The sequence below is a fragment of the Frigoribacterium sp. SL97 genome (assembly GCF_026625765.1).
Classification (GTDB): domain Bacteria; phylum Actinomycetota; class Actinomycetes; order Actinomycetales; family Microbacteriaceae; genus Frigoribacterium.
The window spans coordinates 1,340,479-1,355,170 of record NZ_CP113062.1 but is presented as its reverse complement, the minus strand read 5'-3'; the positions used below and the strand labels follow the sequence as shown (position 1 = coordinate 1,355,170).

Below are 14,692 nucleotides of genomic sequence, written 5' to 3'. Positions count from 1 at the left end.
GTTCGGGGGACGTCGCCGGATCGGTTTGGTCGGGGTACGCAGATCTGGGCCAACTGCCAGACAGGCGACATCTGCCGGTCATCCGACGGCGGATTCGTCCAGCCCGACGGGTTGCCCGGCGAGGACCGGGGCGCTCGTCGACGGGCCGACGACCCGCGGGCGGACGATCGCGAGTTCGGCCGCGACCGCCGTGACGACCGCGCAGAGGGTGACCAGCCGGTCCGGCACCGAACCGACGACGACCAGGAGGCGCTCCCGGCTCGTCGCGCGCCGCCCCTGTTCCGCAGCCGCCTCCGTCGTGGCCCCGACGTCCAGGAGCTGCGAGAGCATCCAGGGCAGCACCGGGAGCGCCGCGAGTGCGACGACGAGGACGGGTGCACCGACCAGGACCGTCGAGGCGACCGTCGTGGCCGTGAGGACCGTCACGGCGGCGTCGACCAGCGGCTCGGTGAGGACGCCGAGGGCGCGGCGCCGCGCGCCCGGCCGGAGCCGACGCCAGTCGCCCTGCCCCAGCACCTGCAGGCAGCCGCGGACCCACGTCGCCCGGGCGCGGGCCAGGTCGCGGAGCCCACCCGGCGACCGCTCCACCGTGGTCGCCTCGGCCGAGGTCGCGATGACGATCCGGGCACCGGCCGCCGTCATGCGCACGCCGAGGGCCAGGCCCGCCTCGACGCGGGAGGCGTCCCAGCCCCCCGCCCAGGCGAGCCACGCGTGACGCACGAAGAGCGTGCTGTCCGACAGCGGCACGAAGCCGGCGCGACCGTGGGAGCGGACCACCGACCGGGACCACCACCAGCGGTCGACGGTCGACCGGGGCGTCCACCAGGGGGTCGGACAGAACGCCGGGCGGCTGGCGTGCTGGACCGCGTCGGCGTCCGTGCGGGTCAGCACCGAGTCGACCAGGGCGAAGAGGCGGGGGTGCGGTCGGTCGCCCGCGGAGAAGACGCCGACGATGCCGTCACCGTCGGGGACGAGTTCGTCCGCGAGGGCGGAGGCGGCCACGGGCGTCCGCCCGGCGAGCGGGCCGGTCCTGACGATCCGGACCCGCTCCGGATGACGCCGGACGGCGGAGGTGGCGACGTCGAGGGTCAGGGGGTCATCGGCGTCGACGGCCACGAGGACGCGCACGTCGGGGTGTCGCTGCCGGGCCAGCAGGTCCAGCGTCACGGCCAGGCCGGCCGGCCCGTGCGCGGGCACCAGGGCCGTGAACGCGTGCGCCGGGGGCAGCACCGGGCCGTCGAGGTCGCCGTGGCCGAGCTCCTCCTGCTCGCGGACGAGGTAGAGCCTGCGCACGATGCGACCGATGGTGACGGTCAGGACCAGCGCGACGAGCACGACCAGCAGCGCCGTGCCGGCCCACTGCAGGCTCGACCAGTCCGCCCACGGCAGGGCGGCCGAGACGTCCTCCCCCGGGACGGAGGGCAGGCCGCCCCGGTTCGGCACGAACGGTGTCGGCGTCGCGGGCAGCGTCGGCGTCAGGACGGGGCCGGGCGCCGCGAAGGCGGGTGCGGAGGTCACGGTGATGATCCAGTCGGGTCGGGGCAGCGGGAGCCTCGGACGTCCGGTCCCCCAGGGGACCGCGACGTCCGACGGATCGTGTCCCCCAGCCGGGGGACATGATCTGATGAATCGTCACTGTACGCCTCCTCAGTCGACCGCAAGGGCCTTCGCCGCGTCCCCTGCGACGCGTAGCGTGGGGTCATGGAATTCAGACACCTCGGCGACAGCGGACTCAAGATCTCGGAGATCACCTACGGCAACTGGCTGACGCACGCGTCCCAGGTCGAGAACGACGTGGCGACGCAATGCGTCCGTGCGGCCCTCGACGCCGGCATCTCGACCTTCGACACCGCCGACGCCTACGCGAACACCGCGGCCGAGCAGGTCCTCGGCGACGCCCTCAAGGGTGAGCGTCGCGAGGGACTCGAGATCTTCACGAAGGTCTACTGGCCCACCGGCCCCCGCGGGCACAACGACGTCGGCCTCAGCCGCAAGCACGTGCTCGAGTCGATCGACGGGTCGCTCCGCCGCCTCGGCACGGACTACGTCGACCTCTACCAGGCCCACCGCTACGACCACGAGACCCCGCTCGAAGAGACCATGCAGGCGTTCGCCGACGTGGTCCGCGCCGGCAAGGCGCTCTACATCGGCGTCAGCGAGTGGACCGCCGAGCAGATCCGGGCGGGCCACGAGCTCGCCGTGAAGCACGGCGTGCAGCTGATCTCGAACCAGCCCCAGTACTCGATGCTCTGGCGCGTCATCGAGTCCGACGTCGTGCCGGCGAGCAAGCAGCACGGCCTCGGCCAGATCGTCTGGTCGCCCGTCGCCCAGGGCGTCCTGACCGGCAAGTACAAGCCCGGAGCCGAGCTGCCCGCGGGCAGCCGCGCGACGGACGACAAGGGAGGCGCGGACACCATCAAGCGCTTCCTCACCGACGAGGTGCTCACCGGCGTCGCGAAGCTCGAGCCGATCGCCGCCGACCTCGGCCTCTCGATGGCCCAGCTGGCCATCGCATGGGTGCTGCAGAACGACAACGTCGCCTCCGCGATCATCGGGGCCTCGCGTCCCGAGCAGGTGGCCGACAACGTCAAGGCGGCGGGCGTCACGGTGCCCGCCGACGTCATGGCCCGCATCGACGAGGCGCTCGGCGACCTCGCCGAGAAGGACCCCGGCAAGACCGTCTCCCCCGAGCGCCACCCGGCCTGACGCCCGTCCGGCCTGACGCCCGTCCGGCCCGACGCCCGACCGGCCCGACCCGGGCCGGTCCGCAGGACATCCCCTGGACATCGTCCGGACACCCCGGGAATGTTGTCCCGCTGGATGCGCTTGCATATACTCGTACCAGCTTCGATGACACGTCATCGACCTCGACCTCACAGATTCAGGAGAACACCATGACCATCACCGCAGAGAAGATCCCCGCCGGCACCTGGAACCTCGACCCCACCCACAGCGAGGTCTCGTTCAGCGTCCGCCACCTGGCCATCAGCAAGGTCAAGGGCTCGTTCGAGTCCTTCGACGCCTCGCTGGTCACGGCCGAGGACCACACCGCCTCGAAGGTCACCGCCTCGATCGACGTGGCCTCGGTCAACACCAACCAGAAGGACCGCGACGGCCACCTGCAGACCGGTGACTTCTTCCTCGCCGAAGAGCACCCCAAGATGACCTTCGTGTCGACCAGCATCGAGGAGAAGGGCGACGACGCGTTCCTCGTGCACGGCGACCTCACCCTCCGCGGCGTCACCAAGCCCGTCACCCTGAAGAGCGAGTTCGGCGGCCTCGTCGTCGACGGCTACGGCCAGACCAAGCTCGGCTTCTCGGCGACCACCAAGATCGACCGCACCGAGTTCGGCGTCACCTGGAACGCGGCCCTCGAGGCCGGCGGCTTCACGCTGGGCAACGACGTCACCGTCACGCTCGAGATCCAGTTCACGCTCGCCGCGTAGGCACCGGCACCACGAAGGGCCCGCTCTCGCTCGGCGAGGGCGGGCCCTTCCGCGTCATCCCGCGAGGACGCGCCGCAGCACGGCGCGCTCCCCCAGCGTCCAGGCCGCGCTCGTCACGAGGTAGAGAGCGGCCGCGAGCGGGGCGAACGCCGCGAACAACACGCTGACGAACGGCAGCCAGCGCACCAGGCCCGCCATGCCCGGGAGCGCCTCCTGCCCCGGCCCGGCCGTCGGGACGGTGACCGTGCCGGTGAAGCGCAGCGTGGCGCGCCGGCTCGTCTCGACCACGACGGCGAGCAGCGCGAGCAGCACCAGGTACGGCCAGATCGCCGGGAGTCCCACCGCGAGAGACGCGAACAGGTTGGCGCCGAGGGCGGCTCCGCCGAGGGTGTCCGTCAAGAGGGCGTTGGCGTGCCCGGCGATCTCGGAGTGCGCGAACAGCGAGTAGACCGCCGTGAGCACGGGTGCCTGCGCGAGCGTCGGCAGGCAGCCGGCCAGCGGGGACGCCTTCTCGGACGCGTACAGCGCCATCAGCGCCTTGCTGCGGGCCGCGGGGTCGGTGATCCGGCGGTTCAGGTCGGCGATCGCGGGGGCCAGGCGGCGACGGGCGACCTCGGCGCGCACCTGCGAGACGCCCACGGGCACGAGCACGAGCCGGACGAGCAGGGTGAGCAGCACGACGCCGAGGGCGGCGGCGGACGACCCGGCCACCGGTTCGACGAGCACGCCGAGGGTGGTGACGAGCGACTGCAGACCGCCGAGGACGACGGCGATCGGGGGGAAGGTGGACAGGTCCATGCGGACTCCTCGGTCAGAGAGACGGTGGGTGTCTTCTGGCCGCCGAGGGGCGTCGGGTCGACGCGGGCGCGGGTGCGCTCAGGCGGCCGGGACGGCCCGCCCGGGAGCCCGGGACCGCACGTGCCCGCGGGCGTCGGGGTCGCGTCGCCAGACGAGGAGGCGCGTGCCGGCTTCTTCACGGAGCGTCACTTCGGGCACCGCCCCGGCCAGCCCGCAGAGCGTGAGCACGACGCGGGCGACGCCGAGCGCGGCCACCGCGGTGGCGGCACCGAGCAGGCCGACGAGCACGACCGCGGACAGCGGCGCCCCGCCGGACGAGAGCACGGCCTCGACGAACGCCGCGAGGGGCGCCAGCATCGAGAGGCCGAGGGTCATGCCGACGACCCTAGCCGACGGTCCTACCATCGGGGCAGTGCCCTCGGGAACACCGTGCCGTCCCACGCGGTTGACGCCGAGAGCCACCGCCCCGCCCCGAGAGGACTCCCGATGACCGTCGACTGGATCACCCTGCAGAAGACCGCCCACGACGAGTTCGCCCGTCGCGTCGAGGCCGTGGCCGACTGGGACGCCCCGACGCCGGACACCGAGTGGAAGGTGCGCGACCTCGTGCGTCACGTCACGCGCGAGCAGCAGTGGGTGCCGCTGCTGCTCGAGGGCGGCGACCCCTCCGAGGCGGAGAACTCCATCGAGCCGCTCGGCGACGACCTCGTCGAGGCCTGGCACCGGTGGTCCGGTGCCGCCACCGCCGCCTGGAGCGCGGCCGACCCCCACGCCGAGGTGCGGTTGAGCGCCGACGTCGTGCCCGTCCACGAGTACCTCGCCGAGCAGGTCGCCGACGTGACGATCCACACCTGGGACCTCGCCCGTGCCGTGGGGACCGACGAAGAGCTGGACGACGCGCTCGTCGAGGCCGTCTGGGGCGTGTTCGCGCCTCAGAAGGACGCTCTCGAGGCCTCGGGCCTCTTCGCGTCCCCCGTCCCGGTCGACGACGACGCGCCGCTTCGCATCCGCCTGCTCGCCCTCACCGGTCGCGACGCCCGCTGAGCCGTCCGCCCACCCGGGTGGGCGTCCTCGGCGACGCGACCCGCGCCTCCCGGGGGTTCATCACCCGGCCCTGCCAAGGTGGTGGCATGACCGCCCCGATCGATCGCCCGTGGCTGCACAGCTACGCCCCCGACGTCCCCGCCGACATCGAGCCCGTGACGGGCAGCCTCGTCGACCTCATCGACGACGCCGTGTCGACGTACCGGCAGAAGCCGGCCCTCGAGTTCTTCGGCCGCGAGACGAGCTACCGCGACCTGGGCGACCAGGTCGCCCGCGCGGCCGAGGGCCTCAGGAGGCTCGGCGTGGGTCGCGGCGACCGGGTCGCCCTGATCCTGCCGAACAGCCCGCAGCACGTGGTGGCGTTCTACGCGGTGCTGCGCCTGGGCGCGGTCGTGGTCGAGCACAACCCGCTCTACACCGACCGTGAGCTGCGCCACCTCTTCGAGGACCACGGCGCCACGATCGCCATCGCCTGGGACAAGTTGGTCGACCGACTGCGCTCCCTGCCCGCCGACATCGGCTTCTCGACCGTGGTCTCGGTCGACGTGACGAAGGGCATGCCCCTCGGCACGCGCCTCGCCCTCAAGCTGCCGGTGCCCGCCGCGAAGAAGAGCCGCGCGGCCCTCACCGACGGAGCCGAGGGCGACGTCACCTGGCAGGGGCTGCTCGCGAACCGTCCGCTGCGCAAGAAGCACCCCCGACCCGACGTCGACGACATCGCCCTGCTGCAGTACACCAGCGGCACCACGGGCTCGCCCAAGGGCGCGATCCTCACCCACCGCAACCTCCGCAGCAACGCTGCGCAGGGACGCGCCTGGGTGCCGGGCCTCGTCGACGGCGACGAGACGGTCTACGGCGTGCTGCCCTTCTTCCACGCCTACGGCCTCACGCTCTGCCTGACGTTCGCGATGAGCATCGGGGCGCGCCTCGTCCTCTTCCCCAAGTTCGACGTCGACCTCGTGCTGAAGGCCGCGAAGAAGCACCCGCCGACCTTCCTGCCGGCCGTGCCGCCGATCTACCAGCGCCTCGCCGACGCGGCCCGCGAGCGCGGCGTCGACCTGTCGTCGGCACGGTTCGCGATCTCGGGCGCGATGAACCTGCCGAGCGCCGTCGTCCAGGCCTGGGAGGGCGTCACGGGCGGCATGCTGGTCGAGGGGTTCGGACTGACCGAGACCTCGCCCGTCGCCCTCGGCAACCCGATCGGCCCGACCCGTCGCGTCGGCACCGTGGGCGTGCCGTTCCCGTCGACCGAGGCCCTGGTCGTCGACCGCGACGACCCCGATCCGAGCCGCCCGGTCGTCGCCGGGGCCGCCGGAGAACTGCTGCTGCGGGGCCCCCAGGTGTTCCGCGGCTACTGGAACCGACCCGACGAGACCGCCGAGGCCTTCCTCGAGGGCGGCTGGTTCCGTACCGGCGACATCGTCACGATGAGCGCCGACGGGTACGTCACGATCGTCGACCGCATCAAGGAGCTCATCGTCACGGGTGGCTTCAACGTCGCCCCCTCCGAGGTCGAGGAGGCGGTCCGCAACGCCCCCGGCGTGGCCGAGGTGGCCGTGGTCGGCCTGCCCCGGTCGGGCGGCGGCGAGGACGTGGTGGCGGCCGTCGTGCTCGAGCCGGGTGCCGAGTTCGACGCCGAGGCCATCCGCGACGCCTCACGCGGCCAGCTGGCGGCCTACAAGGTGCCGCGGCGGGTCGTCCGGCTCGACGAGTTGCCCAAGTCGCTGATCGGCAAGGTGCTGCGGCGCGAGGTGCGCGACCGGCTCATCGCTGCGGGCTGACCCTCCGGGCGGGTCCTGCCGACGGGGCCCCGTCGGCAGGACCCGTCGGCGTGTCCGGTCGGCGTGGTCAGAGGCCCTGCCACCGGTCGACCGGCCAGCTGATCACGAACGCCCGCCCGATCACGTCGTCGACGGGAACGAAGCCCGCGTAGGGCCCGGTCTGGTGTGCGCGCGAGTCCGCCGACCGGTCGCGGTTGTCGCCGAGCACCCAGAGCGCCCCCTCGGGCACGGTCACGTCGAAGTCGGTCGCCGAGGCGCGGGGTCCGCCGTCGGCGAGCGTGAGGTACGGCTCGTCGAGGGCCCGGCCGTTGACGAGCACGTGGCCGTCCGCGTCGCAGCAGCTGACGTGGTCGCCCGGCAGGCCGATGACGCGCTTGACGAGGTCCTGACCGGCGTCGTCGCCGTAGCCGAGCCACCCGCCCGGGTCCTCGAAGACGACGATGTCGCCGCGGTGCAACGGCAGGAGTCCGGGTGCCAGTTCGTTGACGATGATCCGGTCGCCGATCATCAGCGTCCGTTCCATCGATCCCGACGGGATGGAGAAGCTGCGCACGAGGAAGGTCCGCACGCCCCACGACAGCAACAGCCCCACCAGGACGATCGCGAGCAACTCGAGCAGCCACCGGCCCGTGGGGTTCCGGCGGATCCCGGAGGCGCGGGTCCCCTCGCCCTCGTCGGTCGCGTCCGCGAGGGGGCTGCTGTCGGTCACCGGCTCATCCTGTCAGCGCGTGCCCGCGTCCGCCCTCCCCGGTCAGGGGGCCGTGGGGCCACGGTCCCGGTGCCCCGGGTCGTCCGTCAGGCGGCCGTCCATCCGATGCGGTCGAGCCGGGCGAGGGCGTGCTCCTCGGCGACGGGTCGCTTGCCGAGGACTCCCCCGACGCCCGCGAGCATGGCCTGCGCCGGCGCCCGGGTCGGGATGCCGATCGGGCCGACGTGCGGCGCGCGCAGCCCGAGCAACTCGCGGAAGCGCGGCTGCAGCGTGCCCACCGCGCCGTTGAAGAGCACGGGATAGCCGACCTTCAGGGCGGGGAAGAGCGGGGGCCGCTTGATGAACTTCACGACGTCGTCGGTGCGCGCGGTGCGCTCGAGCACGCCCCGGCGGTCGAAGTCCATCAGCTGTGACTGCATCTCGGCGACGCTGCGCGGCGGGTTCGGCACGCCCATCAGCTCGCCGGCCGTCGCCCACTCGCGGATGTAGGCGTCGGGTCCCCCGGGGATCGGCTCGTGGCCCCACTCGAGGTAGGCGGCGAGGAACGAGTCGGCGAAGGCCATGTGCACCCAGCTGAGCAGCTCCGGGTCGTTGGCGGCGTAGTCGTGGGTCACGCCGTTCCGGTCGTCGTACGTGCCGACGACCTTCGTGTGCAGGCGTGACACCCAGTTCGACGCGTGGGTGGCGGCCTCGCGGCTGCCGTACGAGACGGTGTAGATCCAGCGGATGGTGCCGGCGAGACGGCCGAGCGGGTCCTCGCGGAAACGCGAGTGGTCGTGGACGCCGGCGAGCGCCCCCGGGTGCAGCGCCTGGACGAGCAGTGCCCGCACGCCGGCGGGGATGGTCGACATGGCGCCGTGCACGGCCCACACCGCCGAGCCCGGCAGGAAGAACCCCTCGTCGTCGCCCTTCTCGAGGTCGGTGACCCACTCGGGCGTGCCCGTGTACTGCCCGTTGAAGGTGTACTGCAGGCGGGCGCGGAGCGGTTCGGTCAGTGCGGGCATGCCTCGATCATGCGCCGCGGTGGCTGGACGCTCGCGGCGGACGCCGTCTGCGGTCCCGCCGGACGCACGCCGCGCCTCTTGCGTCCCGGGGAGGGGCAGGAGGCGCGGCGTGCGACTCGGGGTGGGTCTCAGTTCCCGTGAGCCTCGATCGAGACGGGCTGCCACTCGTTCCACGTCTTCAGACGCGACTCGTAGTCCTTCGTGGCGATCTCGAGCGGCGCCTTGCCGAAGAAGACGCGCAGCGGCGGCTCGTCGGCGTCGACGACCGTGAGGATCGCGGAACGGGTGGCCGTGGGGTCGCCGGGGTCGGCGGCCGAGGGACGCTTCGACGCGGCCTCACGGACGTCGGCGTAGGCCTCGAGTTCGTCGCTGCGCGAGGCGGAGGGGCCCGACCAGTCGGTCGAGTAGCCGCCGGGCTCGACGAGGGTCACCTTGATGCCGAAGCCCGCGACCTCCTGGGCCAGCGACTGGCTGAAGCCCTCGAGCCCCCATTTCGAGGCGTGGTAGATGCCGACCGTCGGGAAGGCGCTGATGCCGCCGATGCTCGACACCTGGACGATGTGACCCGAGCCCTGCTCGCGCATGATCGGGAGCGCCGCCTGTGACACCCAGAGGGCGCCGAACAGGTTCGTCTCGAGCTGGGCACGGGCCTCGTCCTCGGTGATCTCCTCGATCATGCCGAAATGGCCGAAGCCGGCGTTGTTCACGACGACGTCCAGTCGTCCGAAGTGCTCGGCGGCCTTCTGCACCGCGGCGACGTCGGCCGCACGGTCGTTGACGTCGAGCTGGAGGGGCAGGAAGGAGTCGCCGTACGCGTCCACGAGGGGCGTGACGTCGTCGATCTTCCGTGCGGTGCCCGCGACCTTGTCGCCGCGTTCGATGGCCGCCTCGGCCCACTCGCGGCCGAAGCCCTTGGATGCACCGGTGATGAACCAGACCTTGCTCACGATGTGTCGTTCCTCTCTTCGTGATGTCGAGGACCATGCTGCGCCGCGCCTCCTCGTCCGCGGTCAGGTTGCCAGCCGGCACCGAGCCCACGGGGTACGCCCGGCGGTCGATAGAGTGGCCCGGTGACCACCGACAGCGCTCGTCCCTGGCTCGACTCCTACGCACCCGGCGTGCCGCACGACCTCGAACCGGTCGACGGCTCGCTGCTCGACCTGGTCGAGGCCTCCGCGGCGCGGTACCCCAGGGCGGTGGCGCTCGAGTTCTTCGGGGCGACGACCACCTATTCCGAGCTCGTCGACCAGATCGCGCGGGCGGCCGAGGGGCTGCGCAAGCTCGGGGTCGGCCACGGCGACACCGTCGCGATCGTGTTGCCGAACGGTCCGCAGCACGTCGTCGCGTTCTACGCGGTGCTGCGCCTCGGCGCGATCGTCGTCGAGCACAACCCGCTCTACACGCCGCGCGAGCTGCGTCACCAGTTCGAGGACCACGGCGCCAAGGTGGCCATCGCCTGGAACAAGGTGGTCGAGACCATCCAGGCCTTCCCCGACGACGTGGCCGTCGATCACCTCGTCTCGGTCGACGTCACCCGGGCGATGCCGTTCACCACGCGGGCGGCCCTGGCCCTGCCGATCAAGAAGGCCCGCCAGTCCCGTGAGCGCCTCACGACGACCGTGACGGGCACCACGCCGTGGGAGAAGGTCGTCGGCTCGTCCCGCATCAAGGCGAGGCACCCGCGACCGGCCACCGACGACCTGGCGGTCATCCAGTACACGAGCGGCACCACGGGCGCGCCCAAGGGTGCCCAGCTGACGCACCACAACCTCCTGTCGAACGCCGCGCAGGCCCAGGCCTGGGTGCCGACGATCGAGCGCGGCACCTGCGTCGTCTACGCGGTGCTGCCGATGTTCCACGCGTACGGCCTGACGCTCTGCCTCACCTTCGCGATGAGCATGGGCGCCCGACTCGTGCTCTTCCCGGCCTTCGACCCGGCGCTGGTGCTCAAGGTCATGAAGAAGCACCCGCCGACCTTCCTGCCCGCGGTCCCCCCGATCTACGCCCGTCTGCAGAAGGCCGCCGACGACGCCGGCGTCTCACTGAAGGGCGTCGACGTCGCGATCTCGGGGGCCATGCCGCTCTCGGCCGACGTCGTCGAGCCGTGGGAGGCCGAGTCCGGCGGCTGGTTGGTCGAGGGCTACGGGCTCTCCGAGTGCTCGCCCGTCCTCATGGCCAACCCCGTCGGTCCGACGCGCCGCGCCGGCACGGTCGGTCTGCCCCTGCCGGGCACCGAGGTGCGCGTCGTCGACCCCGAGAACCCCACGGTCGACGTGGCGGCCGGTGAACGCGGCGAGCTGATCGTCCGTGGCCCGCAGGTCTTCAGCGGGTACTACCGCAAGCCGAAAGAATCGGGCGAGGTCTTCGTCGACGGCGACTGGTTCCGCACCGGGGACATCGTCACCATCGACGACGACGGGTTCGTCCGCATCGTCGACCGCATCAAGGAGCTCATCATCACCGGCGGCTTCAACGTCTCGCCGTCCGAGGTCGAAGAGGTCCTGACCCGGTTCGAGGGCGTCGCCGAAGCCGCGGTCGTGGGTCTGCCCACCCCCGGCGGCGAACAGGTGGCCGCCGCGATCGTCGTGAAGCCGGGCGCCCACGTCGACGTCGCGGCCCTGCGCTCGTTCGCGCGCAAGCACCTCACGCCGTACAAGGTGCCGCGGCGCATCGTCGTCGTCGACGACCTCCCCCGGTCGCTCATCGGCAAGGTGTTGCGCCGCAAGGTACGCGACTCGCTGGCCGAGCGCTGAGACCGGACCCGCGCCTCCTCGACCGGACGACGGTCGGCAGGTGCGGGTCGGTCCACCCGCGGCCGCGGTTCAGGAGGCGCGGCTCAGCTGGGCGAGACGCGATCCGTCATGCGACCCTCGGCCAACCAGGCCAGTCGCTGCAGCGCTTCTCTGTTGCGCCAGTGCAGCGGCGGGTCCATCAGGGCCTTCGGCACCAGCCGACCGGGGCCCGCGACGGCGTACTCGGTCATCGTGACGAAGCAGCCGCCCATGCGGTTGCGCACGTCGATCTCGACCCGGGCCTCGCCCATCGGCCAGCCCCTGGCGTGGAACACGGCCCGGACCGGAGGGTCCCACTCGAGGATGGTCGTCTCGTCGTCGATGACCAACGGCCAGACTCCGAACGAGTGGTGGACCCTGGCCTCGACGCTCGGCCAGGTCAGTTCGACCTCGCGGATGCGCGCCGACCCGACGACCCAGCTCGTGAAGAGCCACCCGTCGCTCAGCACGTCGAAGACGTCGTGGGGTGAGGCCTCGATGAAGCGGTGCGTGGTGCTCATCCGTCGATCCTGGCACGGTCCCCGCGCGCGGCGCACCCCGTTGACGCGCCCCTGCCGCCGTGGATCAGATCGGGCGTCGGGCGCCTCCCCCGTCGGGAGTCGACGCGATCAGGAGTCGACTCCGAGGTACGGCAGCCGGTCGATGCCGAACTCGTGCTTCAGGGCGCTGCGCGCGGCGTAGGCGCCACCCAGCCCGTGCACCGAGGGGCCCGGCGGGGTCGAGGACGAACACAGGTAGAGGCCAGGCGTCGGCGTGCGCCACGGTTCGGTCGACAGCGTCGGCCGTGCCGCCAGCTGCCAGACGCTCGGGGCCCCGGCGGCGATGTCGCCGCCGATGTAGTTGGGGTCGTGCGCTTCGAGGTCGACCGCTGTGCGGCTGTTCGTGGCCAGGATCGTGTCACGGAACCCCGGCGCGAAGCGCTCGATGCCGGCGATGACGGTCTCGGTCTGGTCGACCGTGGACCCGCGCGGCACGTGCGTGTACGCCCACAGGGCCTGCTCACCGTCGGGGGCGCGCGTGCCGTCGACCACGCCCGCCTGGGCCACCAGGACGTACGGCGTGCGGGCGTGTCGACCCGAGGCGACGTCGTGCTCGCCCGAGGCGATCTCGGCCCGCGTCCCCCCGAGGTGCAGCGTGGGGCTGCGCCGGGCCTCGTCGTTCGCCCAGGGCACCGGCCCCGACAGCGCGAAGTCGACCTTGGCCGCCGCGTTCCCGTACCGGAAGCGCCGCAGGGCGCGCTCGTACCGGTCGGGCAGACGACTGCCCGCGATGTCGGCCAGGGCACGGGCGCTCGTGTCGAAGATCGTGGCCTTCGCCCTCGGCAGCTCGTCGATCGACGTGACGTCCACGCCCGTCGTGATGGTGCCTCCGTGGGCCAGGACGTCGTCGGCCATGGCGTCGACGATCGACTGGCTGCCACCGGTCGGCACCGGCCAGCCCCGGGCGTGCGCGTGGACGGCCAGGACGAGTCCGGCGGCCGAGGTCGACAGGCTCGGCATCGGGCGGATCGCGTGGGCCATCACCCCGGCGAGCATGGCCGGGGCCTCGTCACCCGAGAACCCGGCGTTCCACCAGGGGCCGCTCTGTGACAGGGCGGCCAGACCGAAGCGTGCGAGGGTCACCGGGTCGTCCGGCACCCGGACGAGCTCGCGCATCGTGAACTTCGCCATGCGGGGCTCGGTCTCGACCAGACCCCGCAGGAGGCGCGCCCAGGCGGCCCCGTCGACACCGAGCCCGTCCGCCGTCCGGTCGAGGTCCCGGTAGGCGATGCCGGCACGTCCGCCGTCGAGCGGGTGGGCGTACGAGATGTCGGGGACCGTCAGCTCGATCCGGCGGTCGAGTTGGAACCGCTGGAAGAACCCCGACGCGAGGGCCATGGGGTGCACGGCCGAACAGATGTCGTGGCGGAAGCCCGGCAGGGTCGCCTCCTGGGTGCGCGCTCCCCCACCGATCGTGTCGGCCCGTTCGACGACCTCGACGCGGAGACCGGCCCGAGCGAGCACCACGGCCGCCGCGAGACCGTTGGGCCCCGCACCGACGACGACCGCGTCCACCTCGGGCGCGGCGCTCATGCCCGACGCCCGCGGGTCACCCGACCCACCACGGCGGCGGTGGCGGCCGCGGACGCCCCCACCACGGCCCCCACGGTCAGGGCGCGGTTGCGGGTGTACCAGACCTGCGGACTCGTGGTGCGCGCGCGGTCGCTGAAGATGCCGCGAGCCCCGTGGTCACCGGCCGTGGGCTCGTAGAGGTTGTCGGGCAGCATGGGCTCGCTCTTGTCGGGAGCCTGCTGGCCGGAGTACCCGCTCTTGGCGAGGTAGACGTCGAGAAAGTTCGCGACGAACCGGTTGCCGAGCACCGTCATGACGGTGGGCTCGCCAAGCCAGGTCCGGCGACGCGGCTTGTCGGCGACGTCGGCGATCGCCCGGGCCCCGACCTCGGGTTCGAAGATGGGCGGCACGGGCTGGGGGTGCTCGGGCAGGGTCGAGCGCACCCAGTTGAACTGGATGGTGTTGAGGGCCGGCATGTCGACCGTGCTGATCCGCACCGAGCTCTTGTTGTGGATCAACTCGGTCGTCACCGACTCGGTGAAGCCCTGGACGGCGTGCTTCGCGCCGCAGTACGAGGCCTGGAGCGGGATGCCTCGGTGGGCGAGCGCCGATCCCACCTGGATGACCTGCCCGCGGTCGCGGGGCACCATGCGCGACAGGGCCGCACGAGTGCCGTTGACGAAGCCGAAGTAGTTGACGGCCGTGGCCCGCTCGAAGTCGTCGGGGTCCGTCTCGAGGAACTCGCCGAACACACCGACCATGGCGTCGTTGACCCAGAGGTCGATCGGCCCGAGCTCAGCCTCGACGCGATCGGCGGCCGACTCGACCTGGGCGCGATCGGCCACGTCGGTCGAGATGCCCAGCGCACGGCGACCGGCGGCCTCGACGTCGCGGACGGCCCCGTCGAGCCCGTCCTGTCCCCGAGCGAGGATCGCGACGTCCCATCCGCGCGCGGCGAGCTCTCGGACGGTGGCCCGGCCGAGTCCCGCGGACCCTCCGGTGACGACGGCGGTTCTCGTGCTGGTCATGGTGCTCCCTCGGGCCTCTCGGCGGATCGTGGACGGACC

Annotated in this window: 14 protein-coding genes; 5 read left to right on the top strand and 9 right to left on the bottom strand. The window is 72.5% G+C overall.

Annotation, left to right across the window (positions count from 1 at the left end):
- Window positions 1-78 precede the first annotated feature (78 nt).
- Window positions 79-1,518 carry a glycosyltransferase gene (locus OVA02_RS06500; RefSeq protein ID WP_267659460.1) on the bottom strand — a complete coding sequence of 480 codons (1,440 nt, stop codon included), beginning with the start codon at window positions 1,516-1,518 and terminating at the stop codon, window positions 79-81.
- Window positions 1,519-1,701: 183 nt separating this feature from the next.
- Here OVA02_RS06500 and OVA02_RS06495 point away from each other — a divergent pair, with 183 nt between their 5' ends.
- Together OVA02_RS06495 and OVA02_RS06490 are read left to right on the top strand one after the other, a co-directional pair.
- Window positions 1,702-2,706: an aldo/keto reductase family protein gene (locus OVA02_RS06495; RefSeq protein ID WP_267659459.1), complete on the top strand. Its 1,005-nt coding sequence runs from the start codon at window positions 1,702-1,704 to the stop codon at window positions 2,704-2,706.
- 188 nt (window positions 2,707-2,894) lie between these two features.
- Window positions 2,895-3,446: a YceI family protein gene (locus tag OVA02_RS06490; RefSeq protein ID WP_054144994.1), complete on the top strand. Its 552-nt coding sequence runs from the start codon at window positions 2,895-2,897 to the stop codon at window positions 3,444-3,446.
- A 54-nt stretch (window positions 3,447-3,500) separates the two neighbouring features.
- Here the strand turns inward: OVA02_RS06490 and yidC are convergent, their stop codons facing one another.
- Complete coding sequence (gene yidC, locus OVA02_RS06485; protein WP_267659458.1) at window positions 3,501-4,244, bottom strand: membrane protein insertase YidC; 744 nt, start codon at window positions 4,242-4,244, stop codon at window positions 3,501-3,503.
- A 78-nt stretch (window positions 4,245-4,322) separates the two neighbouring features.
- Complete coding sequence (locus tag OVA02_RS06480) at window positions 4,323-4,619, bottom strand: DUF6412 domain-containing protein (protein ID WP_056048521.1); 297 nt, start codon at window positions 4,617-4,619, stop codon at window positions 4,323-4,325.
- Between the two features lie 111 nt (window positions 4,620-4,730).
- On the opposite strand from OVA02_RS06480, the gene OVA02_RS06475 reads away from it, so the two are divergent.
- Together OVA02_RS06475 and OVA02_RS06470 are read left to right on the top strand one after the other, a co-directional pair.
- A complete protein-coding gene (locus OVA02_RS06475; protein WP_056048524.1) occupies window positions 4,731-5,288 on the top strand; it encodes a TIGR03086 family metal-binding protein in 558 nt (185 codons plus the stop codon).
- Between the two features lie 86 nt (window positions 5,289-5,374).
- Window positions 5,375-7,069 (top strand): long-chain-fatty-acid--CoA ligase, encoded by a 1,695-nt coding sequence (locus tag OVA02_RS06470; protein WP_192122706.1) that lies wholly within the window; start codon window positions 5,375-5,377, stop codon window positions 7,067-7,069.
- 67 nt (window positions 7,070-7,136) lie between these two features.
- Here OVA02_RS06470 and lepB read toward each other — a convergent pair whose 3' ends face one another.
- The 3 genes from lepB to OVA02_RS06455 form a co-directional block, all read right to left on the bottom strand.
- Window positions 7,137-7,778, bottom strand: a complete 642-nt coding sequence (gene lepB, locus OVA02_RS06465; RefSeq protein ID WP_267659457.1) for a signal peptidase I — start codon at window positions 7,776-7,778, stop codon at window positions 7,137-7,139.
- An 86-nt stretch (window positions 7,779-7,864) separates the two neighbouring features.
- Window positions 7,865-8,782: an oxygenase MpaB family protein gene (locus OVA02_RS06460; RefSeq protein ID WP_267659455.1), complete on the bottom strand. Its 918-nt coding sequence runs from the start codon at window positions 8,780-8,782 to the stop codon at window positions 7,865-7,867.
- Between the two features lie 128 nt (window positions 8,783-8,910).
- Window positions 8,911-9,729: an SDR family oxidoreductase gene (locus OVA02_RS06455; RefSeq protein ID WP_267659454.1), complete on the bottom strand. Its 819-nt coding sequence runs from the start codon at window positions 9,727-9,729 to the stop codon at window positions 8,911-8,913.
- Between the two features lie 123 nt (window positions 9,730-9,852).
- Between OVA02_RS06455 and OVA02_RS06450 the strand changes: the two genes are divergently transcribed.
- Window positions 9,853-11,535, top strand: a complete 1,683-nt coding sequence (locus OVA02_RS06450) for a long-chain-fatty-acid--CoA ligase (RefSeq protein ID WP_123571517.1) — start codon at window positions 9,853-9,855, stop codon at window positions 11,533-11,535.
- A gap of 83 nt (window positions 11,536-11,618) precedes the next feature.
- On the opposite strand, the gene OVA02_RS06445 is transcribed toward OVA02_RS06450, so the two are convergent.
- The 3 genes from OVA02_RS06445 to OVA02_RS06435 all read right to left on the bottom strand — a co-directional run bounded on the left by OVA02_RS06445 (window position 11,619) and on the right by OVA02_RS06435 (window position 14,653).
- On the bottom strand, window positions 11,619-12,074 hold the full coding sequence (locus tag OVA02_RS06445) for an SRPBCC family protein (RefSeq protein WP_267659453.1): 456 nt from the start codon (window positions 12,072-12,074) through the stop codon (window positions 11,619-11,621).
- 108 nt (window positions 12,075-12,182) lie between these two features.
- On the bottom strand, window positions 12,183-13,646 hold the full coding sequence (locus OVA02_RS06440; protein ID WP_267659452.1) for a phytoene desaturase family protein: 1,464 nt from the start codon (window positions 13,644-13,646) through the stop codon (window positions 12,183-12,185).
- Window positions 13,643-14,653, bottom strand: coding sequence for an SDR family oxidoreductase (locus OVA02_RS06435; protein ID WP_043594173.1), 1,011 nt, complete (start codon window positions 14,651-14,653; stop codon window positions 13,643-13,645). Before OVA02_RS06435 ends, OVA02_RS06440 begins: the two co-directional genes overlap by 4 nt.
- Window positions 14,654-14,692 lie beyond the last annotated feature (39 nt).